Source organism: Lysobacter rhizosphaerae, assembly GCF_054779795.1.
Window position 1 is genome coordinate 13,943 of sequence record NZ_BAAGXO010000010.1, and the last position, 24,957, is coordinate 38,899.

Here is a 24,957-nt window from a genome sequence, read left to right on the forward strand (position 1 = left end):
TTCCTAGATGTTGAGCTGGCTGAGGAGGTCCCGAAGCTGGTAGCTCATGTCACGGACTTCGGTGGGCGAGGCGCCCTTGGCGGAAAGGAGGGTGAGCAATGCGGACATTCCGGCGATGCAGCCGGGTAGCGATACCAGCGCTACATTCTGGATGGCGGCGATCAGCTGCAGCGGTTGCTGGAGCTGCATGCGGTAGATCGGGCTGCTCTGGCGCATCTGCGCAAGGGTGGCGTTCAAACTCATGCTGCGCTCGGTGAACAGTTGTGCCAGCTCGGGCGCCCTCGCAGCGAAATGCCCGGACAGGAACAGTGCGGCGAGCGCGGCGGATTCGATCTCGACCTCGATCCGGCCGATGGCATCGGCCTGCTGCTGTAGGCGTTCCTTGAGTTGCAGGAGCCGGTCGATCGCCGCTCCAGTGCGTTCGAGCAACAGGCGCAGCTCGTCCAGCGCGGCCGACAACTCGCGTGGCGTATCGATGTCGTTGCTCATGGCCTTCGCCACGCTGCCGAGTAGACCGCCCTTGCCGTGGCCACACACAGCCATCAGGTCGATCGCACCCAGGATCGCGGTCATGCGGCTGACCCAGGCGCGCGCCTGCTCGACCACGGGATCCTGCGCGAGCGAAAACGTCCCGGTCACGCGTTCGCCATAGGCCTTCTGCGCTTCGTGACCCCACAGGACCGCCTTGCGCTCGCTCATCCGCGAGTCGACGACTTCGCGGATCATTTGCAGGGCCGCCTGGCACACCGGCGCCGGGGCATCGGGCGCCAGCACTCGCAGCCCGGCGATGTCGACCTCGATGCGTTGGCGGCGTACGCCTGCCACGACGGTCGGCGTTGCGATGCCGGGCGCAGGCGGCAGATCCGGGGCCGGCGACGAAGCCTTGCGCTCGCGCGAACGTTTCTTCGGCGGCTTCATCACCGTCGGCTGCAACCGACCCGGCTGCGGTGGCTTTTCCTCCGTCACGCGATCGCTCAGCAGAAGTTGCCCAGGGCTTCGTTGAAGTCGCCCCTGAACCCCACGCCGACCGGGACATATTCCCAGCCGCCATTGCGGCCGAGCATCACCGAGCCCAGTTGGACTACGTTGAACTCGCCAAACTCGTCGGACAGCTTGTACTTGCCAAGGACGGTTCCGGACTCGTCGGAGATGGTGACGATGCACACGTCGATATCCGCGAACGCCGCTTCATCGTCGTCCTCGCCGTGCTCTTCCTCGTGCGCATCGCCGTGATCGGCCTTGTGCACGGTGGCGAACAACGGAATCTCGTTGACCTCAGGCGGCACCTTCGACCCGTCGATCGTCAGAACTTCGGCCCGCAGCCCCTGGCGCCGGACGTCACCCGAATGTGAGAGGCCGCCGGACGGGGTGGCGAAGGAACCGTCCTCGTTGTTGCGCAGCACGCCGCTGCGCGACATGCGCGTGGTGTTGTAGGTAGACAGGATGTTCTCCAGCGCGCCCACCTTGGCTCCGCTGCCGGAATTGACCGCCTCCAGCGCGTGCACGTCGACGTCGTCCTCGTGCTCGGCCTTGCAGTCCCACTCGACCTGCACGCTGAAGCGCACGCCCTTGTTCAACGACAGTTGCAGCTTGCGGACAGGAGCCGAATCCGGCTTCTGCAGGTTCAATGTCAACATCAGGTTTCGATCCTTATTCAGAACGCAGCTGGGCGAGCGCGTTGCGCGATTGCTCGAAGCTCGCGCGGGCGATATCGAACTTCTCGTCGGTTTCCTTACGGGTCGCCTTGACCAGTGCGTTGATTTCGCGAGTCGAAACGATGATCGCCTCGATCTGCTTGGCCTGCATCAGGCGGTTGTCGCCCGGTGCGCGCGCGGCGGAAACGGCGACGTCCTTGAGCGCATCGCCGCGCAGTTTCGTCAGTTGCTCGTCAAGCTTGGCTTGGCGCGCCGAGATCTGCTGCACGGTCTTGACCGCAAAGGCGCCCTGGATGGAAAGCAAGGCCATCTTGATTGAAGCGAATCGCGAGGCGACGGTCGTCGCCGTTTCCTGCAGCGTGGCCACACCGGCGTCTTCCACCTGCTGGATGACCATGCTGTCGGCAGGAAGACGCGTATAGGTGCCTTCCAGCGCCAGCGCGCGGCTGTCGAGCAGGCGCAGTTTGTCTTCGAGCTCACGCACGCGCGCCTGCGCTACCAGGTCGGCAGGATCCGCCGCTGCCGCCTGCGCCTGCACATGGGCGCGTGCCTTGTCCACGAAGGCACGCGCGACCGCGGCCTGCACGGTGAACTCGCCGAAGTGCTCGGCATACTTCTGCTTGAGCTGCCCGAGGCTGGTGAGCTCGGTGCTGAGCACCTGCATTTCCTTGTTGAGCTCGCCCTCGAGCTTCTGCATCTCCATCGCAAGCGTGCGCGTACGCCCGGTGATCAGCTCGGACAGCTGGTCCATGAGGTCCTGTGCGATCTCGTCGGCGCTCTTGCCCATCAGCTTCAGCAACAGCGCGCGGAGAGTGCCAAGCAACCCTCTCTTTTCGCCACTCTGCACCTTTTGCAGGATCTCCGGCAGATTGGCGTCGTCGACACCCTTCTGCAGGCGACTGAACAAGTCGAACACCTTGGCCGCCGACTTCTTGTCCAGCCGGGCGAGCATGCCGTCCAGCGTCCTGCCCAGGTTCTGCTCGGCACCGATGCCGATGGTGGCGATCTGGCCCGGACCGATCGTCTCGAAATCGAGCGCGGCCAGGGCGGACTCGGCCTGCGGCAGTTGGTGTTCGCGCAGCACGATCGCGCCGGTGTTCATGGGCGTGCCGATCGCAACGGGCAAGGTCGGCGAGGACGAAACTACGGGATCCGAAACGGAATCAGGCGTCGTGATGGGCAATGACATCGTGGTATTTGCTCCCTGCACGGCCGTTGCGGCCGTCATTGGTAATTTTATACAGGATCCCTCGGACAAGGCCCGGCGGATCAGTTCGGGTCCCGGTAGGCCAGCAAACGCAGCGCGTTAGCCACTACCAACAGCGTCGAGCCCTCGTGGAAAACCACGGCCCAGCCCATCTGCAGGCCCAGCACTGTCGCAGGGATGAGCACGGCCACCATGCCCAGGCTGGCCCACAGGTTCTGGCGGATGATCCGGCGCGTCTGCCGGCTCAGGCCCACCACAAAAGGCAGGTGCTCGAGGCGATCGCCCATCAGCGCAACGTCGGCCGTCTCGAGCGCGACATCCGAGCCCGCTGCCCCCATCGCGATGCCGATCGAAGCGCTGACCAGTGCCGGCCCGTCGTTGACGCCGTCGCCCACCATGGCTACCTCGCCGTGGGCGCGAAGCGTCTTGATCGTCTCGACCTTGCCTTCGGGCATCAGTTCGCCAATTGCATGATCGATGCCCAAGCTACGCGCCACGGCATCCGCCACGCGCTGATTGTCGCCGGACAACATCACCAGCTTGGTCACGCCGAGCTTGCGCAAACGTTCCATCACCGCGCGCGCGTTCGCGCGCGGCACGTCCATCAAGCCGATCGCACCCAGATAGCGTCCGCCTTGGCGCACGACAAAGACCGTGCGCCCTTCTGCTTCGAGTGCGTCGATACGCCCGGCCAGATCGTCCGGCAGCGGATTGCCTTCGATCTCCGCGAACAGCGACCTCTTTCCCAGATGGACGGCCTCGCCAGAAACGCGCGCTTTGAGGCCCCTACCCGTGAGACTGGTCAGGTCAGTGGCGACCGGAATCGGAGCGCCTGCCAGCCGTGCGGAACCGTCGCGCACCACGGCACCCGCGAGCGGATGCTCGCTGAGTCGTTCGACGGCGACCGCGGTCGCCAGCAGTTCCTGTTCGGTCGCGTCGCCGTAGGGCACGACATCGGTGACGCTGGGCTTGCCTTCGGTGAGCGTGCCGGTCTTGTCGAAGGCCAGCGCGTGCAGGACGCCGAGGATTTCAAGCGGGGCGCCGCCCTTGACCAGAACACCGCCGCGGGCCGCGCGTGCGACGCCGCTCAATACCGCGCTCGGCGTGGAGATCGCCAACGCACAGGGGCTCGCGGCCACCAGAACCGCCATCGCGCGATAGAAACTCGCACTGAATGATTCATCGATCACCAGGGGAGCGCAAAGCAGCAGCCCGACCAGTACCAGGACGGCAGGCACGAACAAGCGCTCGAAGCGTTCGGTGAAACGCTGCGTGGGTGATTGCTGCGACTCGGCAACCTGGGCCAGTTCCACCATTCGCGCCAGCGTGCTCTGGTCGGCGCGGCGAGTTACTTCGATTTCGAAAACCCGCCCAGCATTGATGGTGCCGGCGAAAACCCGATGCGCGGCCGCCACCGGATCCGGCCGTTGGCGCGCTGCCTCGACATCGGGCACCGGCAACTTGTCTACCGGAATGCTTTCGCCCGTGATCGCCGCCTGATCAACGGAGCTCTCGCCCAAGATGACGAAGCCGTCGGCGGCGATGCGCTCGTCGGGCTTCACGATCACTTGTTCCCCAATCTCCAGGGATTCCACCGGCACCTCGACGAGCTGGCCTGCGCGTCGTACCAAGGCGGTCTCCGGGCGCAGTTTGCCCAGGGCTTCAACCGCGCGCCGCGCGCGGCCCATGGCGTAGTGCTCCAGCGAGTGACCGAGCGCGAACAGGAACAGCAACAATGCACCCTCGGCCCACCGGCCTAGCGCCGCCGCGCCGATGGCCGCCACGATCATCAGCGACTCGATCTGGAATCTGCGCGCGCGCAGGTGCTCCCATGCCTCCTGGACGACGCCCCAGCCACCGGTCAGGTAGGTCAGCGAATAGAGAACGATAGCGGCGATGGCGCCTGCACCGACGGCGCGCTCGACCAGCCAACCGGCGACCAGAAAGCAGCCGCTCAACAGTGCGAGGTAGAGCTCCCCGAAGCCATCTCCGTGCGAATGCCCATGGCCCTCGTGGCCATGGCCTTCGTGACCATGGCGATGTCCATGTCCATGCCCGTCTCCGTGCCCGTGTCCATGTCCATGTCCATGCCCGTCTCCGTGCCCGTGCCCGTGCCCGTGTCCATGTCCATGTCCATGTCCATGCCCGTCTCCGTGCCCGTGCCCGTGTCCATGCTGGTGGTGGCCGTGCTGGTCACCATGACCGTGCTCGTTGCCATCGTCATGGCCGTGGCCATGACTGGAGTGCTGGTCCGAGCTGTGATTTCCGGCGCCCATCGGGCCTCCTGTGCTTGTCCGTCGACCCCTTCGGACTGAAGGAGTGGTTGGCGAAACGTAGCCAAAGCAGTCGAGCAACACAATTACAAATCACGTCGATCTGCGTGTCGGAGGTCCGCTTAGGGTCCGCCAGGCCAAGCCAGCGCCCTTGGAAGAACCAAAGCGATGCAGCCCAATGCTGTGCCCCCGGCGCATCTGACGGCGCCCGCGGCCGCGTTCGGTCGTATGTGGAGCGCGAACGCTACGCGGCACGCGAGATGCGGGAAACGATATCGAGCGCGACTGCTTCGGCTGTGCGGATGCCATCGACGCCGGCCGACAGGATGCCGCCCGCGTAGCCAGCGCCCTCGCCTGCCGGAAACAGGCCGCGTGTGTTCAGGCTGTGGCCGTCCTCGCCACGCGTGATGCGCACCGGCGAGGACGTGCGGGTCTCCACGCCAGTCAACACCGCGTCGTGCATCGCAAAACCGCGGATCTGCTTTTCGAACGCGGGCAGCGCCTCGCGGATCGCCGCGATCGCGTACTCGGGCAGCGATGGCGCGAGATCGCCCAGGCGCACGCCGGGCTTGTACGAGGGCAGCACCGTGCCGAACGCGCTCGACGCTCGACCCTTCAGGAAATCGCCCACCAGCTGACCCGGCGCTTCGTATTCGCCGCCGCCGAGCTCGAACGCAACGGCTTCCCAGTGCCGTTGCAGCTCGATGCCGGCGAGCGGACCCTCGCCGTAGCGCGCGAAATCCTCTGGTGTGATGCCGCAGACGATCGCTGCATTCGCGTTGCGCTCGTTGCGCGAGTACTGGCTCATGCCATTCGTGACCACACGCCCGGGCTCGCTGGCCGCGGCGACCACGGTGCCGCCCGGGCACATGCAGAAGCTGTACACCGAGCGGCCGTTGCGGCAATGGTGCACGAGCTTGTAATCGGCCGCCCCGAGCAGCGGATGCCCGGCCTGCGCGGCAAAGCGGGCGGTATCGATCAGCGATTGCGGATGTTCGATGCGGAAGCCGATCGAGAACGGTTTCGCTTCGACGAACACGCCGCGTGCATGCAGCATCGCGAATGTGTCGCGCGCGCTGTGGCCCAGCGCCAGCACGACATGGTCGGCGCGCAGCTGCTCGCCGCTCTCCAGCGTCACGCCGCGCACGTGGCGCGTGCCATCGCGGTCGGTCTCGACCAGCAGATCGTCGACGCGCTGGCTGAAACGGATTTCGCCGCCGAGGGATTCGATCGTCGCGCGCATCTGTTCCACCATGGACACCAGGCGGAACGTGCCGATGTGCGGCTTGCTGACGTACGCGATCTCTTCCGGCGCGCCGGCCTTGACGAATTCGTCGATCACCTTGCGGCCGTAATGCTTCGGGTCGCTGATCTGGCTCCACAACTTGCCGTCGGAGAACGTGCCCGCGCCGCCTTCGCCGAACTGCACGTTGGACTCGGGGTTGAGCACCTTCTTGCGCCACAGGCCCCAGGTGTCCTTGGTGCGCTCGCGCACGGCCTTGCCGCGCTCGAGGATGATGGGTCGGAAGCCCATCTGCGCGAGCACGAGACCCGCGAACAAGCCGCAGGGTCCCATGCCGATGACAAGGGGGCGCAGCGGAAGGCTCTCCGGCGCGCGCGCCACGAACTTGTAGCTCGTGTCCGGCGTGCGCATCACCTTGCCGCCGTCGCCGGTGTGCGCGAACCCGTCGGCCTCGTCGTCCAGCTGCAGCCGCCGCAGGATGTCGCCTTCGCGCGGCGTGTCCACGTCGACCGAATAGATCAGCACGATCGCGCCGCGTCGGCGCGCGTCGTAGCTGCGTTTGGCGACGGTGTAGCCGGCCAGCTCGGCGGCGGCGATGCCCAGTCGCGCCAGGATCGCCTCGCGCAGCGCCGCCTCGGGGTGGTCCAGCGGCAACTTGAGATCGGTCAGTCGAAGCATGCGGTGTATCCGAGGGCGTGGGTTGATCGCCGTCACTTTGGGGCAGCGGCACGGGCACTGAGCGCGGTGAAGCACCCGATATCCGAGGATGATCTCGGGCGTACCAAGTCAGTGGATGAGCTTAGACGGGAGGACGAATGTCCGCTATGGGTCGTTAGCGGTCACTGCCAACTCGCCGTCGCGGCCTGCTGATCTACGATCGCTGCCGGGCCCAGTCATTCTCCGGCCCCGCTCTTTCGGATCAGGTTGATCCCCTCCCGATACGTCATGACCTCGAACTGCGGGAATCGGCGCTTGAACTTGCTCGAATCAAACAGGTTGTCCTGCTCGTAGCGCGGAAGCAATTCCCGGATCTCCCTCACTTGTGGCGAGAAAATTCCCGCAGCCGCGAAGGCCCACTTGCCGATGACCTTGTACGACACGGGCCTGTCGAATGCTTCGCAGGCCATGGTGACGAACTGCCTGTACGTCGGTCGCTCGTCGCAGCAAGGCAGGTGCCAGGTCTGTCCGTATGCATCGGGTGTATTCCCGAGGATGGCCAATCCCCGGCTCGCATCGGGGGTCCAGATCAGCGTGCGCCTGGTGTCGTCGCGCACCGGGAGACGCGGCGCCTTGCCAGCCTTCAACTTGTCGGTCACTAGTGCGTTGGTGAAGCTCTGGGTCTTGCCAGGGCCATAGAACTCGGGCGCGCGACCAATGAGCACCGGGATTTCACCGCGCGCCACCTCCTCCAGCACCATGGTGGCCATGTGCGCACGTACGCGGCCTTTGCGTCCGACCGGCGCGAATCGCGTCTCCTCCGTCAGCAGCCTGTCGTCCTGCGGGTACATGTAGGTGTTGTCGAAGTAGGCGAACTTCGCACCCGTTGCCCGGCATGCATCGAGGGCGTTCTTCAGCATCGTGGGGAACTGCTTCTCCCACAGCTCGGTGTCCGGCGGCAGTCCGGCAGTGAAGTAGACGATGCTGCTGCCCTCGACGGCCTTTGCGGTCTGCCTGGCATCGAGCAAGTCGGCGGCCACGACGGCATCGGAGACGTTGACCTTGCGTGGATTACGACTGACCAGTCGCAGGTCGCTGGTGTGATTGCGTTGCAACTCGCGCGCCAGTTCCACGGCGATCTGGCCGTTCGCGCCCAATATCGTTTGCATTGTTACCCCTTAGGCATCAGCAGCACGCCCCGCATCCAGTGCGGGGCGTGCTCTTTCGTATCTGCTTCGATCATCGTTGCTGCAGGAAGGCCAGCAGATCGGCATTGACCTGGTCGGCATGCGTGGTGGGGATGCCGTGCGGGGCGCCCTTGTAGGTGTTGAGCTTGCCGTTCTTCACCAGCTTCGCCGACAGCACGCCCGAAGCCTGGTAGGGCACGACCTGGTCGTCGTCGCCGTGGATCACCAGCACTGGAATGGAAATGCCTTTCAGGTCCTCGGTGAAGTCGGTCTGCGAGAACGCGACGATGCCGTCGTAGTGGGCCTTGGCGCTGCCCATCATGCCTTGGCGCCACCAGTTCCAGATCACCCCTTCCGACGGCTTGGCGCCGGGGCGGTTGTAGCCATAGAACGGGCCGGCGGGAACGTCGTAGTAGAACTGCGCCCGGTTCGCGGCGACCTGCGCCTGGAAGTTGTCGAAGACCTCCTTCGGCGTACCGCCCGGGTTGCCCTCGGTTTTGACCATCAGCGGAGGCACGGCGCTGATGAGCACGGCTTTGGACACCTTGTCCTGGCCGTGCCGCGCGATGTAGCGCACCACCTGGCCGCCTCCAGTCGAATGCCCGACGTGCATCGCGCCGCGGATGCCGAGCTTCTCGACCACCGCCGCCACGTCGTCAGCGTAGTGGTCCATGTCGTGGCCGTCCCAAACCTGGGTGGAGCGGCCGTGGCCGCGGCGGTCGTGCGCGACGACCCGGAAGCCCTTGTTCACGAAGAACAGCATCTGCGTGTCCCAGTCGTCGGAACTGAGTGGCCAACCGTGGTGGAAATGGATGACCTGGGCATCGCGCGGCCCCCAGTCCTTGTAGAAGATCTCGACGCCGTCTTTCGTCGTTACGTATCCCATTGGGCTTCTCCTATGCAGTGCATGGGCGGGTGGTCGTCGATCCCGAAGGCGGGTTGCCCGGATTCGGGTTTGCGTGCGGATGAAGCGACGGGACGAGGTCGTCAGGAGGTCGATCCGCAGCCAGGGGGCAGAGCATGTCCTCTGGATCGTTGCGCCACTGTATGTTTAAAGTAAGCTTTAAGGTCAAGCATCCCGGGCGGGCACCATGAAGATCGGTGAACTAGCGAAGCAGACGGGTCTTGCGGCCTCGCGAATCCGCTTCTACGAGAGCGCTGGCCTGCTCCATACGGTGGCACGCCAGGCCAACGGTTACCGCGATTACCCGCCTGAGACGGCCTCGGTACTGCAGATCATCGACAGCGCCCAACGCGCCGGCTTCTCGCTGGAGCAGATCCGCCACCTTCTGCCGCTCAGCAATGGCAGTTGGGATCACGATGAATTGCTGGTGGCGCTCAAAGCCAAGGTCATGGAAATCGAGGCGTTACAGGTGCGCCTGAAGCAGAACAAGGCGCAACTGCTGATGGCCATCGACAGCATCGAAACCCGACCGGACGCCATCAACTGCGCGGACAACCGGATACGCGTGCTGGATCGGCTGCGCGACAAGGGCGTGGTGGCATCGCGCCGAAAAGTGGGGCGTGATCGCTGATGCGGCTTTCACCGGCTTGACCTTCAACTGCAGTTGAAGCCTAGCGTATCGAGCCGTTGATACCCACTACGGAGAGCTACCGCAGATGACTCGACGCATCCTCCATGTCGTCAGCAACGTCGCCCACTACGACGACCCGTCCCATCCGACCGGCCTGTGGTTGTCGGAATTGACGCACGCCTACGACTTCTTCGAAGAGAAGGGCTACGAGCAACGCATCATGAGCCCGAAAGGCGGCACCTCGCCCTTGGAGCCTCGTGCGCTCAAGTGGCCGCTGCTGGACGCTTCCGCTAAAGCCTGGCTGGCGGACAAGGAGCGGATGGTCCTGCTGGAGAACACTGCCCGCCCCGACGAGATCGATCCGGCAGACTTCGACGTGATCTATTTCACTGGCGGACACGCGGTAATGTGGGACTTCCCGGACAACGCCGGGCTCCAGCGAATCACGCGTGGAATATACGAACACGGCGGGGTCGTATCCGCGGTGTGCCACGGCTATTGCGGCCTGCTGAACACGAAGCTGTCCGATGGCTCGCTACTCGTCGCGGGACGCAGGGTCACGGGCTTCTCCTGGCGTGAGGAAGTCCTCGCCGGCGTGGCGAGGGACATGCCATACAACGCCGAAGAAGAGATGAAACAGCGCGGCGCAAGATACGAGAAGGCATTCCTGCCGTTCGTCCCGAACGCTGTCGTCGATGGCCGCTTGGTGACCGGCCAGAATCCGGCATCGGCAAAGGTAACGGCGAAGCGGGTGGTCGATCTCCTGTGACCGCTTTGGATCGAAAGCAACTCAAGGTGCCCCTTACGTGGCGCGCCGCGGTTATGCTCGCCGCATCCAACAGGCGGAGCAGCGGCATGAAGGCAGGAGTTTGGACTAGCGGGTTTGCAGTCATGGCGGCGCTGCTGCTGGGCGCCTGTTCCCACGGCATGGTCCGCCGCGTCTCCGAGCCTTCCGCACAGATCCAGCAACTCACGGTGCGCGCTGACGGCCGCTGGGCGGTGGAACTGCGGATCGAGAATTACAGCAGCATCCCGATGCAGTTCGACTCCGTCGACCTCGCGCTCAACGTTGGCGGCAACGACGCGGGCCGCGTGACGGCACAGCCGTCGATGTCGATCGGCCCGGAATCCGCCGACGTCGTTACCACCGTCCTCGCTCCGCAGGCCGCCGGCAAGCTTGCCGTGGCCGACGCCCTCGCCGCCGGGCGCAGCATTTCCTACACGCTCATCGGCACCGTCGCCGCAACCCCGGATGAAGCCCATCAGCGCAGCTTCGAGGTCAAGCACAGCAGCCAGCTCAGTCCCGCACCGGGCCTGCCGGGCGTGCTGCGCTAGAAGACAATAACGCGGCTCGCCGCGTCCCCAGCATGGGTGGCGCAGCGGAACCAGTAACCACATTCGTTGCACGGCGAAGTGGCGCAACGGTGATGGAAGCCAGCTGAAGCAGGGTTGCCGAAACAGCGCCGGGGCGACGCAGACCACGCCACAGGCGAGCATCGATGTGGCCCTGCGGCGGGCGTGCGCCACCAGGCGTGCCACCCAGGTGTAATCTGCACACCCGGCCGCGACGCCCGTGCAGTTTCGTTCTTCGGTACTACGATGACCGAGTCCGAATTCACTCTGAAGGCCATGCCGCCGCGCTTGCCGCGCGAGGCGCTGGAGCGCCGGCACCTGCAGCGCGCATGGGACCAGGTCCATGACCGCGCCGCGATCGTGATCGTCGCGCCTGCGGGCTTCGGCAAGACCACGGTGCTGCTGCAATGGCGCCGCCGCTGGATGGAGAACGGCGCGCTGGTCGCCTGGCTCGACGCCGACGACCAGGATGAGCCCGAGCGTTTCACCATGGCGCTGCTGTACTCGCTGCGCACTGCCAGCGGGCGCCCCGTCGATCCCGCCGCACAGTGCACGGTCGTGCCCGGCGTGGAGGCATTGACGAACCTGCTTTCGGACGTCGCGATGCGCGGCACGCAGACCGTGCTCATGATCGACGACGGCGAGCGCCTCCCCGAAGCAGCCGTGCGCACCGTGCTCCAGTACCTGCTGATGAACGCGCCGGCGAACCTGCATGTCGTGATTGGTACCCGCCGGCAGCTGCCGTTGCAGGTTGCGGAGCTGGCGGCCAAGGGCCATTACGCGGCGTTGGGAGCCGAGGACCTGCGGCTGCGCCTCGAAGAGTCGATGGAGATACTCGAACGGCGGTTCGGACCGCGCCTGGGCGCCGACGATCGCGCCCGCCTGCACGAGGCCACCGAGGGCTGGCCCATCGGCCTGCAACTCGCGATCGCCGCGATCGAGCCGGAACCGGACCTGGCCGCCGCCGTGCACGACCTGTCGGCGCGACGCGGGAGGACGCAGGAGTATTTCGTCGAAACGCTGCTCTCGCGCATGCCTTCCGGGATGGCGCAGTTCCTGGAGCGGGTCGCGATCCTCGATCCACTCAGCGTTGCCCTGTGCGAAGCCGTCACCCAGGATCCGCAGGCCGGAGCCCACCTGGAATGGCTGGCGCGCGAGACGCCGATGGTGATGGTCGGCGAGCAGCACGACTACGTGCGCCTGCATCCGATGGCGCGCGATTTCCTGCTGGGCCGCTTCGAGCAGCTGCCCAGTGAAGAGCGGGATGCCCTGCATGCGCGTGCGGCGCGCTGGTTCGCCGCCGCGGAGCGCTACCACGAGGCCGCGAACCATGCGCTGGCGGCAGGCCACGTCGCCGACGCCGAGGCGTGGGCGGCGAAGTCGTTGTGGTCGCTCAGCACCCGGGGACAACTGGCGGAGGCGCGCGAGTGGCTGGAGCGGCTGCCCCGGGAGCTGTTCGCCGGCGATCCCAATTTGCGGCTGGTGGCTGCCTCCATCATGGCCTTCAGCTATCGGAATGCCGAGGCGCAACGCTTCGCCTGCACGGTTCTCGACGACCCGACGACGGGGACTCTGACAATGGTGAAGGCGCTACGCATCGCCGCAGGCTCGGCCGCCTACGCCGACCAGCTCGACAAGATCCCGCCGCTGCTGCCGCGCTGGCCACCGCGCGAGGCCACGATTTCCCCGCTGTACACGGTGACCAGGCTCAATGTGCGGGCACTGCTTGCGCTGCATTCGGGCGAGACTGTGCAGGCACGCGAATGCATCGCCGAGGCCACCGGGCACGGCGACACCGGCTCGCTGCGGCTGGCTGCTGGAATCGGACGCATGCTGCTCGGCCTGAGCCACCTCTGGGACGGCGATGCCTACCAGGCCGAAGCCGTGCTGCGACCCGCGCTGTCCCGTGCCGAACGCGAGGATGGCCGGCGCAGCATGCGCGCTAGCCTGCTCGCCGCGGTGCTGGCCGAAGCGCTGGTGCACAGCGACCAGAACGAGGCGGCGCAGGCATTGCTGGCCAACCGTATCGACGTGCTCGAGCGCAACGGCTTCCCGGACACGTTGTTGTGCGCATACCGCAGCCTCGCCCGCATTGCGCTCAGCCAAGGCGACGAACGGCGCGCGCTGGGCGTGCTCGACGACCTGTGCGCGCTGGCCGAGCGAGGCCACTTGCCGCGCCTGCGCGTGCATGCACTGGCCGAGCAGGTGCGCATCCATGCCCTGCGCGGACACATCGAGACCATCGCGAGCCTGGTGGATGCGCTGGTCGCGATGGAACCGGTATTCCTCGAGCCGCCGCTGCGCTGGTTCCAGCCGCAATACCGACTGGTGGTCGCCATCGCCAAGGCCCACGCGGCGATCGTCCGCTACGATTCCGACGCAGCCGGGACGCAACTGGCCCTGGCCGATGCGCTGGCGCGCGAGCAGCATCGCGGCCACGACATGCAGACCACGAAGATGCTGCGCGCGGTCGTCGCCCACCAGCGCGATGCCGACCACGCGCTGCCGCTGATGGCCGAGGCGCTGAGCCTGGCGCAGCTGTCCGGCAACACGCGCCTGCTGGCCAACGCGCCGGCCACCGCCGTGGACATGGTGGACGAGCTGCGCGCATCGGGGTCGCGCGCGGCGCTGCGGCTGGTCGCGCACTCCGAACCGAAAACTCCGCCTGCAACGGCACGTGCGCCGCGCCAGGCTCCCGTGCGGAACGCCCTGCTCACGTCCAAGGAGTGGGAAATCCTGCAGCTGCTGCAGAACGGCATGAGCAACAAGCAGATCGCGCGCACCCTGGACGTGAGCGGCGAGACCGTGAAGTGGCACCTCAAGAACCTGTTCCTGAAACTGTCGGCCGGCACCCGCAAGCACGCCGTGGACCGCGCCCGGCTGCTCGGGATCGTCTAGCGCGCGAATGCCTGCGGCCCACGAGGCGCTGCGTTAGTGTAGGCAGGCGACCCGACAGGATCCGCATCGATGGCGCCGAGTCCAGGCTCTATCCTTGTGGCGCAGACTCCGGTTGCCCTGCGCGCGACGCGCGCGCCCCGCCCGACTCCCCATTCCACCCACGCGAATCACGGCCCCCTCATGAGCACCTATAAAGCGCCACTCAACGACATGCGATTCGTGCTGTACGACGTGCTTGGCGCGGAGCAGGAGTTCGCGCGCCTCGGCCAGACCGACGCGACCCGCGACGTGCTCGACGCCGTGTTCGACGAGGCTGCTCGCTTCACCGAAACCGTGCTCGCACCGCTCAACGAAACGGGCGACCGCATCGGCTGCAAGTTCGACAAGGCCACCGGCGCGGTCACCACGCCGCCGGGGTTCAAGCAGGCCTACGCGCAGTTCGTCGAAGGGGGCTGGACCGGGTTGGTATCGCCGGTGGAATTCGGCGGCCAGGGCCTGCCCTACACCGCGGGCGTGCCGCTGAAGGAAATGATCGACGCGGCGAACCTCGCGTGGGGCAATTTCCCGCTGCTGTCGCACGGCGCCACCGATGCCCTGCTCCACCATGGCGAGGACTGGCAGCGCGAGGTCTTCCTCAAGCCGCTGGTCGACGGCACGTGGACCGGCACGATGTGCCTTACCGAACCGCACTGCGGCACCGACCTGGGCCTGCTCAAGACCCGCGCCACCCCGAACGGGGACGGCACTCATTCCATCACCGGCACCAAGATCTTCATCACCGCCGGCGAGCACGACATGACGGACAACATCGTGCACCTGGTCCTGGCGAAACTTCCCGATGCGCCCGCCGGCAGCAAGGGCATCTCGCTCTTCATCGTGCCCAAGTTCAAGGTCGCGCGCGATGGCACGCAGGGCGACGCCAACGCGGTGCGTTGCGGCAGCATCGAACACAAGATGGGCATCCACGGTTCGGCGACATGCGTGCTGAATTTCGATGGTGCGCAGGGCTACCTGATCGGCCAGCCGAACAAGGGCCTGATGGCGATGTTCACCATGATGAACACGGCGCGCCTCGGCGTCGGGGTGCAGGGCCTGGGACTGTCGGACCGCGCCTGGCAGAACGCGCTGCGCTATTCGCGCGAGCGCTTGCAGGGCCGTTCGCTGTCCGGCGTGAAGTTCCCGGACAAGCCGGCCGATCCGATCATCGTCCAGCCCGACGTGCGTCGCATGCTGCTCACCTGCAAGGCGCTGGTCGAAGGCGGCCGCGCAATGAGTTACCACGCCGGACTGCAGGTCGATGTTTCCGAACGCGCGCCGACGCAGGAGGAACGCGAGCAGGCCGATGCGCTGGTCGGATTCCTCACCCCGATCGTGAAAGCCTGCCTGACCGAGTGGGGCATCGAATGCACCTACCAGGCGCTGCAATGCTTTGGCGGCCATGGCTACATCGCCGAGCACGGCATGGAACAGCTCGCGCGCGATGCCCGCATCACCACCCTGTACGAAGGCACCACCGGCATCCAGGCGCTGGACCTGCTCGGCCGCAAAGTCATGCAGCTGCAGGGCGCAGGCCTGAAGATCTTCCTCGGCATGATCACGCAGTTCTGCGATGCGCAGTCCGGCAATGAAGGCGTCGCCGAATTCATCGGCCCGCTGCGCGAGAAGGCCGCGCAGTGGCAGCAACTCACGCTGCAGGTCGGACAGCGCGCGAAGGCCAACCCCGAGGAAGTCGGGGCCGCGTCCTACGACTACCTGATGTATTCGGGTTATGTCGTTCTTGCCTACTGGTGGGCGCGCAGTGCCGCCGCAGCGGCCGCATCACGGCATTCGGATGCCTTCAAGCAGGCCAAGTTGGAAACGGCGCGCTTCTACTTCGCCCGCATCCTGCCGCGCACGCTGGCCCATGCAGCGGCAGTGGGCAGCGCTGCAAGCACGCTCACCGCGCTGGATGAAGCGGCCTTTGATGCTTGAGGAATACCGATAAGGACACCGATAAGAGCGCCGATAAGGCGGCCCGCGGATGGATTTGTGGCTGCGAGTACACAAAAAGTAAACAATGGCGTATAAGCTGGTGTCCCGATGGAGACCGACAGAGCCAACCTGAGGCTGGTCCGCACCGGAGATCACGCTGAGATACTGCAGCGTGACCCGGTCCTCCACTCGACGCCTGAATTTTCAGCCAGACCCTCCACGGACCGCCTCAATGCGGTCCGTTTGCTTTCTCTGGATGCGCACGGCCGCGTACTCGACTGGATGAGCTGGCAGGACGCCGCCTGCCTGTATGCGCGCGGCGCGGTGGCATGGACCCTCGGTGATCCCTGCCTGCAGGTGCACGGCGGCACCTGCCGCATGACAGGCATGCAGAGCCTGCTCGAACTGCATCCGATCGTCGCCGCGCGCGGACATGCGCGCGCGCACGCACTCGATCCGACGCCGGCATTGACCAACGCCGCCCTGTTCGCGCGCGACGCCTATCTGTGCCTCTACTGCGGCCACGACTTCAGCCGGCCGCACCTTACCCGCGACCACGTGCTGCCCGTATCCAAGGGCGGACGCGACGTGTGGGAAAACGTCGTCGCGGCCTGCTTCCACTGCAATTCGCGCAAGGGCAACCGCACGCCGCAACAGGCGGGAATGCCGTTGCTGGCGGTGCCGTACCGGCCGAGCTGGGTCGAGCACCTGATCCTCAGCAACCGCAACATCCTCGCCGACCAGATGGCGTTCCTGAAGGCGCAGCTGCCCAAGCGCACGCGCCCTCAACTCGCGGTGCAGTAACCGTCCACCCGCCCCGGCGGGATCCTACGCTCGAGCTCACGTGATCGCGGTCGCACCTGACCCGGGCGCGTCACAAGCTGACGTTTCCCGCGCGTTGACCGGCCCCATGCCGCCGCGCAACACTCAACGTCTTGTCACATTCAATCAAAACGGACTGGTCATGCTCCCGACTTTCGGCCTTACCGGCATGGACGCCAACACCGAAACCGCCCTGAAGTCCGCCTTCGCCGAAGCAAGCATGCGCCTGGGCGGCCGATGGCCGCTGGTGTCCGAACAGGACGCGACCCACGTCGTCGTCGACATGGACAGCATGTACGGGCCGATGAGCTGGCTGCGGCTGCACGGTGCGGGCAAGGTCGTGATCGGGTTGACCTCGGCGGCGCGTTCGCAGACCGACTTCCGCCTGGGCAAGCCCTTCGACGCCGAAGCCGTGGCACAGCTGCTGCAGCAGATCGCCCCCAGCGACGGCGCGGCGCCGCACGGGATCACCCCGGCCCCGGCACCGCAACACCAGTTGCCGGAAGAACTGGCCAAGCCGGTCAGCGAGGAAGCGGCAGCGCCGGACCAGCGTCCTTCCGCGGCCGTCAGCGCGACCCTGGAGACGCCGGCCGCTCCGCCCGCACGACCCGTCGAGGCCCCGAGCGCAGTGCCGCCTGCACCCAGCGCGACCGCGCCCGCGACGCCCGCTCCGGCCCCCGCCCCGGCCGCCCCGCCGCGCGATCGCACCCTGATCGACTGGCTGGCACCGGGTCAGCTGAATGGCCGCGTCCGCCTGCAGCGGGGCGGCACTGGCGTACTGCTGGACCTCGACAAGCACGAGTACTTCGGCCCGGCGACGCTCAAGCCGCTGGTGTCGCACGCCGAATCGATCCTGCAGGCCGGCGATTTCACCGCGGTGGATGCCGCCGCCTGGAACAGCGAAAGCACCATGCACGGCCAAGCCCAGCCCCTTTCCCGCCTGCTCTGGTTCTGCGCGCTGCAGGCCGGCAAGGGCCAGCTGATGCCCGGTTTCGATCCCGGCGCGCGCTATCGCCTGCTGAAATGGCCCCAGACCGAACGCGAGTTCCCCAAGCACTTCCGCATCGCCACCGCGATGATGAAGGGCCCGGCCACGCTGGACGAAGTCAGCGCCGCCTGCGGCGTGCCGGCCGCGGAAGTCGCCGACTTCGTCAACGCGAACCTCGCCACGGGCTACGCCGAGCCGTACCGCGATCCCGAGCCCGAGCCCGAGTCGCAGAAGTCGGGCGGCCTGTTCGGACGCCTGCGCGGACGCTGATTGCAAGGGACGGTTTGAAGAGGGCGGCCCCTGGCCGCCCTTTTTTTGGCCTGTCGCGGCCCGCTGGCCACGCGTGCTGGCTGCACCCGAGGTGACGACGCAACATCGGATTGCTTGCCCCCATACGGACCCGGCGGGACAATGACCGACTTGTCGTGCCGTTGAGCCCCTGCGTCCCCCGCATGATCGATCCGCAGCGCTATCCCCATCTTTCCCGCATCCAGGTTCCCGCCGACCTGCGCCAGTTCCCGGAAGAGGAACTGCGCGCCGTGGCCGATGAACTGCGCGCCTACCTGATCGAACAGGTCGCGATGGTCGGCGGTCACTTCGGCGCCGGCCTCGGCGTGATCGAACTCACCGTCGCCCTGCACTTCCTCTACGACACGCCGGTCGATCGCCTGGTCTGGGACGTCGGCCACCAGTGCTACCCGCACAAGATCCTCACCGGCCGCCGCGACACCATCCACACGGTCAAGCAGAAGGACGGCGTCGCGCCGTTCCCGAAGCGCGAGGAATCCGAATACGACACCTTCGGCGTCGGGCACTCCTCGACTTCGATCTCCGCCGCGCTTGGCATGGCAACCGCGCTCCAGCGCGCCGGTGACGATCGCAAGGTCGTGGCGGTGATCGGCGACGGCGCGATGACCGCCGGCATGGCCTTCGAGGCGCTGATGCATGCCGGCGGCATGGAACCGGAACCGAACCTGCTGGTCGTCCTCAACGACAACCAGATGTCGATCTCCGAGAACGTCGGCGGCCTGACCAAGATGCTCGGCCGCCTCACCGGCAGCCGCACCCTCAACGCCATCCGCGAGGGCGGCAAGAAGCTGCTCGGCGACAAGCACAAGCCCGCGGCCAAGTTCGTCAAGCGCTGGGAAGAACACTGGAAGGGCATGTTCGTGCCGTCCACGCTGTTCGAGGAGATGGGCTTCCACTACACCGGGCCCATCGACGGCCACGACATCAACGCGCTGCTCGCCGCGATGAAGACGCTCAGGACCCTCAAGGGCCCGCAGCTGCTCCACATCATCACCACCAAGGGCAAGGGCTACGAGCTCGCCGAAGGCGACCAGATCGGCTACCACGCCGTCGGCCCGTTCGATCCGAGCAAGGGCCTGGTCGCCAAGCCGGGCGCGAAGAAGCCGACCTACACCGATGTCTTCGGCGAGTGGCTGTGCGACATGGCGGCCGCCGATCCGCAGCTGATGGGCATCACGCCCGCCATGCGCGAAGGCTCGGGGCTGGTGCGTTTCAGCAAGGAATATCCGGAGCGCTACTTCGACGTCGCCATCGCCGAACAGCACGCGGTGACGCTCGCCGCCGGCATGGCCTGCGAAGGGGCCAAGCCGGTGGTCGCGATCTATTCCACCTTCCTGCAGCGCGGCTACGACCAGCTGGTGCACGACGTCGCCATCCAGAACCTCGACGTGCTGTTCGCCATCGACCGCGGCGGCGTGGTCGGCCCGGATGGTGCGACGCACGCAGGCAACCTCGATCTCTCCTATCTGCGCTGCGTACCGAACATGGTGGTGATGGCGCCGAGCGACGAGAACGAATGCCGGCGGATGCTCACCACCGGACACCGCCACGTAGGCCCGGCCGCCGTGCGCTATCCGCGCGGCACCGGTCCTGGCGCCGTGATCCAGCCGACGCTGGATACCCTGCCGATCGGCAAGGGCGAGGTGCGGCGCCGCGGTTCGCGCCTGGCGCTGCTCGCCTTCGGTGCGATCGTTCCCGCCGCGGAAAAGGTCGGCGAGGAACTCGACCTCACCGTCGCCAACATGCGCTTCGTGAAGCCGCTGGACCGTGAGCTCGTGCTGCAGCTGGCGCGGACCCATGACGGCTTCGTGACGCTCGAAGACAACGTCGTCGCCGGTGGTGCGGGTTCGGGCGTCGCCGAGCTGCTTGCGGCAGAAGGCATCACCCTGCCCGTACTGCACCTGGGCCTGCCCGATGAATTCCAGCACCACGCCAGCCGCGAGCAGCTGCTGGCCGAAGCGGGCCTGGATGCCGACGGCATCCGCGCGTCCGTGCTGAAGCGTTGGCCGCAACTGACCAGCACGCAGGCACGCGCCGCGGTCTGACGCCGACCGACGACCGCGTCATGGCGCGGTCACACGCCTGAAACGGCCGTTACACGCGCCCCGCGCAACCTCCCCAAAACCGGGAGTTGCGCATGCGTTACGCCATCGTCACCGAGACCTACCCGCCGGAAATCAACGGCGTCGCGCTCACCGTGCAGGGCCTCGAACAGGGCCTGCGAGGACGCGGACATGAGGTCACCCTGGTGCGTCCGCGCCAGGCAACCGAAAGCGCCGACACACCGGCGGCCGAGCACGAGTTCATCGTCCGGGGTGCGCCACTGCCACGCTATCCGGGCCTGCGGTTCGGGTTGCCCTCGACACGCAAGCTGATCGCGCAATGGAAGCTATCGCGGCCGGATGCCATCTACGTGGCCACGGAAGGCCCGTTGGGTTGGTCGGCATTGCGCGCGGCGCGGCGCCTGGGCATTCCGGCCTCGACCGGTTTCCACACCCGCTTCGACGAATACATGCGCGATTACGGTGCGGCGTTCCTGGCGCAGACCGCACTGCGCTGGATGCGCCGCTTCCACAACGGCGCCGATGCGACCCTGGTGCCGACGCGCGAGTTGCAGCAGTTCCTGCAGAGCAACGGCTTCAACGACGTGGTCCTGCTGCCGCGCGCGGTGGATACGACGCAGTTCGACCCCGCGCGGCGCGACAACGCATTGCGTGCGCAATGGGGCGTGGGCGAAGACGGACTCGTCGCCATCTACGTCGGCCGCATCGCGGCGGAGAAGAACCTCGATCTGGCCGTGCGTTCGTTTCGCGCCCTGCAGAAACAGCGTCCGGACGCGCGCTTCGTCTGGGTAGGCGATGGCCCGGCCCGCGCCAAGCTGCAGCAGGAGAATCCCGACTTCATCTTCTGCGGCATCCAGCGCGACGAGATGCTGGCGCGGCATTTCGCCAGCGGCGATTTCTTCATCTTCCCCAGCCACAGCGAAACCTTCGGCAACGTGACTCTCGAAGCGATGGCCAGCGGCGTTCCACCGATCGCCTTCGACTACGGCGCGGCGCGCGAGCACATGCGCGACGAAGTGCACGGTGCCGCGATCGCCGACGGCGACGACGAGGGCTTCATCCGCGCGGTGGTGCGTATCGCGACCCAGCCGGTGCTGCACGCGGCGATGAGCCGCGCCTGCCGCGAAGCCATGCTCGGCCTGCGTCCCGAACAAGTCGCCGCCGATTTCGACGCGTTGCTGCAGGCGCTCGTCGACACGCGCGCCGGCACGGAGTCCTTCCAAGCCGATCCGCAACCCGACCGGGAGATCGCATGAAGACGACCTTGCCCAAGCGTTTCCTCGCCAACGAATCGGGCTGGTGCCTGCGCGCCAACCGGCTGGGCGAACCAAACGGCTCGCGCGCTTATTTCGCCGCGATCAGCCGCCTCGGCGACGGCATGTTCTGGTACCTGCTGATGAGCGCGCTGATCGTCGCCGATGGCCTGCGGGGGTTGGCGGCATCCGCACACCTGGCTGCTACCGGCCTGATCGCATTGACGCTGTACAAGCTGCTCAAGCGCTGGACGCGACGCCCGCGTCCATTTGCCAGTGATGCGCGCATCCGCGCATGGGTGGCCCCGCTGGACGAGTTTTCATTTCCCTCCGGGCACACGCTGCACGCGGTGGCGTTCACCGTGGTCGCCCTCGCCCACTATCCGGTGCTGGCGTGGGTGCTGATTCCGTTCACCGCCAGCGTGGCGGCATCGCGCGTGGTGCTGGGCCTGCACTATCCGAGCGACGTGCTGGCGGCAACCGCCATCGGCGTGGCGCTGGCCAGCCTGTCGCTATGGCTGGTCCCGGGCGTGTCACTGTTTGCCTAGACACGATGAGGGCGCGGCTTCTCGCCGCGCCCTCTCGTTGATTCGGAGTGTGATCCGGCCAGATCAGATCGAAGCCGCCAGCGGCCGGCCCCTGCTGAGCTCATACCAGTCCACCTTGCGCGTGATCACCATGATCGCGGCGAGGATGACGAACAGCAGGCCCGAGCCCAGGACCAGCGCGTTGTCTTCCGACACCAGCAGCCCGTAGAGCGCGGCGTACAGCATCGCCAGCATCGCCGCGAAACCCAGGCCGCGGCCGACGCTGCGCAGCACCGCACTGAGGTAGAAGCCGAGCAATCCTATGCAGGCGGCGCTGGCGGCCAGGTAGGCCCAGGGGAACGGGATGTGTTCGCTCAGGCTCACCAGCAGCAGGAAGAAGATCGCCAGCGACAGGCCCACGAGTCCGTATTGCACGGGGTGGATCGGCAGCTGCTTGATCAGCTCGAACATGAAGAAGCCGACGAAGGTCAGCACCACGAACAGCAACCCGTATTTGCTCGCCCGGTCCGCCTGCGAATAGACGTTGACCGGATCGACCAGCGCGACGCCCACCGCGTCGATGCCACTGGTATCGAACGCCGGAGCACCATCGCCTTCTCCGCGCGTGTCGCTACGGCCGGTTTCCATGGAAGGCAACGTCTTGCCGGCCAGGAATTGCGCCTGCGCGCTCGATGCCAACGACGAGACTTCCCACTGCGCGGTGAAGCCCTTGCTGCTGACGCTGGGCTGGCGCGGCAGGAAGTCGCCGCCGAAGCGCGGGTGCGGCCACGCCGAGTCGATCTTGAACACATTGCTGCGCGCCAGCGGCACCAGCGCCAACGATTCGGTGCCTGCCAGCTTGATGTCCAGGCGCGTGTCGAACTGCAGCGGGGTGCCTGCCGCGGGCACGGCCAGGCGCACATGCACGCCGCCACCTTCGCGGCTGCCGAAGCCTTCCACGAGCGCCACGTCGCGACCGTCCACACGCAGCTGCGGCGTCCCCGCCAGGCCGCGCACATCGGCGATGCCGTAACTCAACCAGGGCCGACCGATCCTGCGCGGCAGCTCCGGATTCTCGTCCGCGGGAATGCGCACGTTGAATCCGGCCACGGCCAGCGCCTGCAGTTCGTACACGCGGACCTCGTGCAGGCCGAGCCGGCGCGTGTTGGGGATCAGCCTGCCCTGCACGTCCAGGCGATCCGGGAAGAAGGTCCAGCGACCCGAAGCCCCGTCGCGCTTCACCTTGCGGATGACCTCGCCCTTGTCGTTCTTCTCCTCGACTTCGACGGTCTCGACGTAGGGCACCACCAGTACCGGTCCGGAAAACGCCTGCGCCCCGGCGGAACTCCGCGCGATGTTCGCGATGGCCTGGGTGCGGTAGTACTGGCGCTCGCTGATCGTGCCGCGGATGAGCATCAACGGGATCATGATCGCGACGGTCATGCCGAACACGAACATCAGTTTCAATAACAGACGCATGGCTTCCTCCTGCCTCGGGCGATGGCCACAGGTTCGGCGGCGCCGGTGCGCGGACGATGGAGGAAGGGTGAAGCGGGAGTGAAGTCGCGCCGCGGCTACAGCGGGATCGACAGGCTTGCCTGCGCCCCTTTGGGGTCGCGGTTGGCGAGCATGGCCTGTCCGCCATGCAGCGTGGCGACCTCGGCGACGAAACACAGCCCGAGGCCGCTGCTGCGGCTGCCGCCCTGCGGGCGTGCCAGCGAATAGAAACGCTCGAACACGCGCGGCATCGCGTAATCGGGAATGCCCGGTCCTTCGTCGATGACGTCGAAGCGGATCGCGGCGGCATCGCTGCGGGCGCGCAACGTGATGTGGCCGCCTTCCGGCGAAAAATCCGCGGCGTTTTCGACCAGGTTGACCAGCGCCTGGCGCAGCAGGAAGGCGTCGCCGCGCAAGGGCGGCAGGTCGTGCGGTATGTCCAGGTCGAGCACGAGGTGGCTGCGCGCCAGCCGCATCGCGCACTGCTCGGCCGCCGAGCGGACCAGCGTGGGCACGTCGAGCGCCTCCGGGCTCTCCAGCCGTTGCCGGTGCTCCACGCCGGCGAGGGCGAGCAGCTTGTCGATCATCTGCGCCAGCCGATCGCTCTGCAGGCGGATGCTGGTGGCGAAGCGCGTGCGGTCGGCCTCCGCCATGGCGTGCTCGCCGGATTCCTCCAGCAGCTCGGCGCTGCCGCGGATGGCCGCGAGGGGGCTTTTCATCTCGTGGGTCAGCGTGTGCACGTACTGCTCGACGTACTGCTTGCCTTCGAGGCGATCGCGCATGGTTTCCAGGGCACGGCCGAGCTCATCGAACTCGCCCGCGGCCCTGGGCAGCGTCGCGCGCTCGCCGGCGGTGACCGCATGCGCGTAGCGGCGCAGGCCACCGAGCTGTCGCGACAGCCACCATGCCGCGACCAGGCCGATCAGCAGCGCCGCTCCCAGCAGCGCAAGACCCCAGCGCAACACCACCGCCTGGCTGCGCGCGATCACCGGTGCGATGGCGCGGTTGGGCTTGCCCACGGTCAGCACGCCCACGATGCGACCGCTGGCATCGTGCAGCGGCGCGGCCACGTGCATCACCGAGGAGGTTTCATCCTTCGGGTCGCTCGGCGTCGAACGCGCACCGTAGCCGCCGCGCAGGGTGAGGTACACGTCGTTCCAGCGCGAATAGTCCTTGCCGAGATCGCGTCCGTCGCTATCGAACACGACGATGCCGCGCGCATCGGTCACGTAGACGCGGTAGCTCGTGCCGTGCTTGCGCCGGCCCCAGATCTCCGCGTCGACCCTGCGCTCGCGCAGGGCACGCACCCGCCGGGCGAACTCGCCATCGTTGATGTGGCCGTCGAGGAAATCGGCCGTGGCCAGTTCCGCCAGCACGTTGGCGGTGTCGACCAGCGTGTCCTCCATGGCCTGGCGCACGCCAGGCTTCACTTCGGCCACGAACACGCGCATCAGCAGGAACGCCGCCAGCGCGACGATCAGGAAGTAACCCAGGAAGATGCGCAGGCCGATTTTCATGT

At 66.7% G+C, this 24,957-nt stretch carries 20 protein-coding genes; 10 read left to right on the forward strand and 10 right to left on the reverse strand.

Annotated features, from left to right (window positions below; translation table 11 throughout):
• Window positions 1-3: 3 nt before the first annotated feature.
• The 8 genes from ACYVGE_RS13660 to ACYVGE_RS13695 form a co-directional block, all read right to left on the reverse strand.
• On the reverse strand, window positions 4-966 hold the full coding sequence (locus tag ACYVGE_RS13660; protein WP_460730684.1) for a hypothetical protein: 963 nt from the start codon (window positions 964-966) through the stop codon (window positions 4-6).
• 8 nt (window positions 967-974) lie between these two features.
• Window positions 975-1,637, reverse strand: coding sequence for a TerD family protein (locus ACYVGE_RS13665; protein ID WP_460730685.1), 663 nt, complete (start codon window positions 1,635-1,637; stop codon window positions 975-977).
• Window positions 1,638-1,650: 13 nt separating this feature from the next.
• Window positions 1,651-2,844 carry a hypothetical protein gene (locus ACYVGE_RS13670; RefSeq protein ID WP_460730686.1) on the reverse strand — a complete coding sequence of 398 codons (1,194 nt, stop codon included), beginning with the start codon at window positions 2,842-2,844 and terminating at the stop codon, window positions 1,651-1,653.
• Window positions 2,845-2,924: 80 nt separating this feature from the next.
• On the reverse strand, window positions 2,925-4,820 hold the full coding sequence (locus ACYVGE_RS13675; RefSeq protein ID WP_460730687.1) for a heavy metal translocating P-type ATPase: 1,896 nt from the start codon (window positions 4,818-4,820) through the stop codon (window positions 2,925-2,927).
• A complete protein-coding gene (locus ACYVGE_RS13680) occupies window positions 4,817-5,098 on the reverse strand; it encodes a hypothetical protein (protein ID WP_460730688.1) in 282 nt (93 codons plus the stop codon). The genes ACYVGE_RS13675 and ACYVGE_RS13680 overlap by 4 nt, the downstream gene beginning before the upstream one ends.
• A gap of 281 nt (window positions 5,099-5,379) precedes the next feature.
• Window positions 5,380-7,056 (reverse strand): NAD(P)/FAD-dependent oxidoreductase, encoded by a 1,677-nt coding sequence (locus ACYVGE_RS13685; RefSeq protein WP_460730689.1) that lies wholly within the window; start codon window positions 7,054-7,056, stop codon window positions 5,380-5,382.
• 215 nt (window positions 7,057-7,271) lie between these two features.
• Complete coding sequence (locus ACYVGE_RS13690; RefSeq protein WP_460730690.1) at window positions 7,272-8,204, reverse strand: NAD-dependent epimerase/dehydratase family protein; 933 nt, start codon at window positions 8,202-8,204, stop codon at window positions 7,272-7,274.
• Between the two features lie 70 nt (window positions 8,205-8,274).
• Window positions 8,275-9,108: an alpha/beta fold hydrolase gene (locus ACYVGE_RS13695; protein WP_460730691.1), complete on the reverse strand. Its 834-nt coding sequence runs from the start codon at window positions 9,106-9,108 to the stop codon at window positions 8,275-8,277.
• 205 nt (window positions 9,109-9,313) lie between these two features.
• Here ACYVGE_RS13695 and ACYVGE_RS13700 point away from each other — a divergent pair, with 205 nt between their 5' ends.
• From ACYVGE_RS13700 to ACYVGE_RS13745, 10 genes are all read left to right on the forward strand, one after another.
• Window positions 9,314-9,757, forward strand: coding sequence for a MerR family transcriptional regulator (locus tag ACYVGE_RS13700; protein ID WP_460730692.1), 444 nt, complete (start codon window positions 9,314-9,316; stop codon window positions 9,755-9,757).
• An 85-nt stretch (window positions 9,758-9,842) separates the two neighbouring features.
• Window positions 9,843-10,526: a type 1 glutamine amidotransferase domain-containing protein gene (locus tag ACYVGE_RS13705; protein WP_460730693.1), complete on the forward strand. Its 684-nt coding sequence runs from the start codon at window positions 9,843-9,845 to the stop codon at window positions 10,524-10,526.
• Window positions 10,527-10,612: 86 nt separating this feature from the next.
• Window positions 10,613-11,092, forward strand: coding sequence for an LEA type 2 family protein (locus ACYVGE_RS13710; RefSeq protein ID WP_460730694.1), 480 nt, complete (start codon window positions 10,613-10,615; stop codon window positions 11,090-11,092).
• A gap of 264 nt (window positions 11,093-11,356) precedes the next feature.
• On the forward strand, window positions 11,357-14,008 hold the full coding sequence (locus ACYVGE_RS13715) for a LuxR C-terminal-related transcriptional regulator (protein ID WP_460730695.1): 2,652 nt from the start codon (window positions 11,357-11,359) through the stop codon (window positions 14,006-14,008).
• A gap of 180 nt (window positions 14,009-14,188) precedes the next feature.
• Window positions 14,189-15,979 carry an acyl-CoA dehydrogenase C-terminal domain-containing protein gene (locus ACYVGE_RS13720; RefSeq protein WP_460730696.1) on the forward strand — a complete coding sequence of 597 codons (1,791 nt, stop codon included), beginning with the start codon at window positions 14,189-14,191 and terminating at the stop codon, window positions 15,977-15,979.
• 165 nt (window positions 15,980-16,144) lie between these two features.
• Complete coding sequence (locus ACYVGE_RS13725; RefSeq protein ID WP_460730878.1) at window positions 16,145-16,783, forward strand: HNH endonuclease; 639 nt, start codon at window positions 16,145-16,147, stop codon at window positions 16,781-16,783.
• A 160-nt stretch (window positions 16,784-16,943) separates the two neighbouring features.
• A complete protein-coding gene (locus ACYVGE_RS13730) occupies window positions 16,944-18,059 on the forward strand; it encodes a hypothetical protein (protein ID WP_460730697.1) in 1,116 nt (371 codons plus the stop codon).
• A gap of 182 nt (window positions 18,060-18,241) precedes the next feature.
• On the forward strand, window positions 18,242-20,143 hold the full coding sequence (gene dxs, locus ACYVGE_RS13735) for a 1-deoxy-D-xylulose-5-phosphate synthase (RefSeq protein ID WP_460730698.1): 1,902 nt from the start codon (window positions 18,242-18,244) through the stop codon (window positions 20,141-20,143).
• Between the two features lie 92 nt (window positions 20,144-20,235).
• Complete coding sequence (locus ACYVGE_RS13740; protein ID WP_460730699.1) at window positions 20,236-21,417, forward strand: glycosyltransferase family 4 protein; 1,182 nt, start codon at window positions 20,236-20,238, stop codon at window positions 21,415-21,417.
• Window positions 21,414-21,962 (forward strand): phosphatase PAP2 family protein, encoded by a 549-nt coding sequence (locus ACYVGE_RS13745; RefSeq protein WP_460730700.1) that lies wholly within the window; start codon window positions 21,414-21,416, stop codon window positions 21,960-21,962. The genes ACYVGE_RS13740 and ACYVGE_RS13745 overlap by 4 nt, the downstream gene beginning before the upstream one ends.
• A 63-nt stretch (window positions 21,963-22,025) precedes the next feature.
• On the opposite strand, the gene creD is transcribed toward ACYVGE_RS13745, so the two are convergent.
• Both creD and creC read right to left on the reverse strand, forming a co-directional pair.
• Entirely contained in the window at window positions 22,026-23,420 is a 1,395-nt protein-coding gene (gene creD, locus ACYVGE_RS13750) for a cell envelope integrity protein CreD (RefSeq protein ID WP_460730701.1), read from the reverse strand.
• Between the two features lie 95 nt (window positions 23,421-23,515).
• Window positions 23,516-24,955 (reverse strand): two-component system sensor histidine kinase CreC, encoded by a 1,440-nt coding sequence (creC, locus tag ACYVGE_RS13755; protein ID WP_460730702.1) that lies wholly within the window; start codon window positions 24,953-24,955, stop codon window positions 23,516-23,518.
• Window positions 24,956-24,957 lie beyond the last annotated feature (2 nt).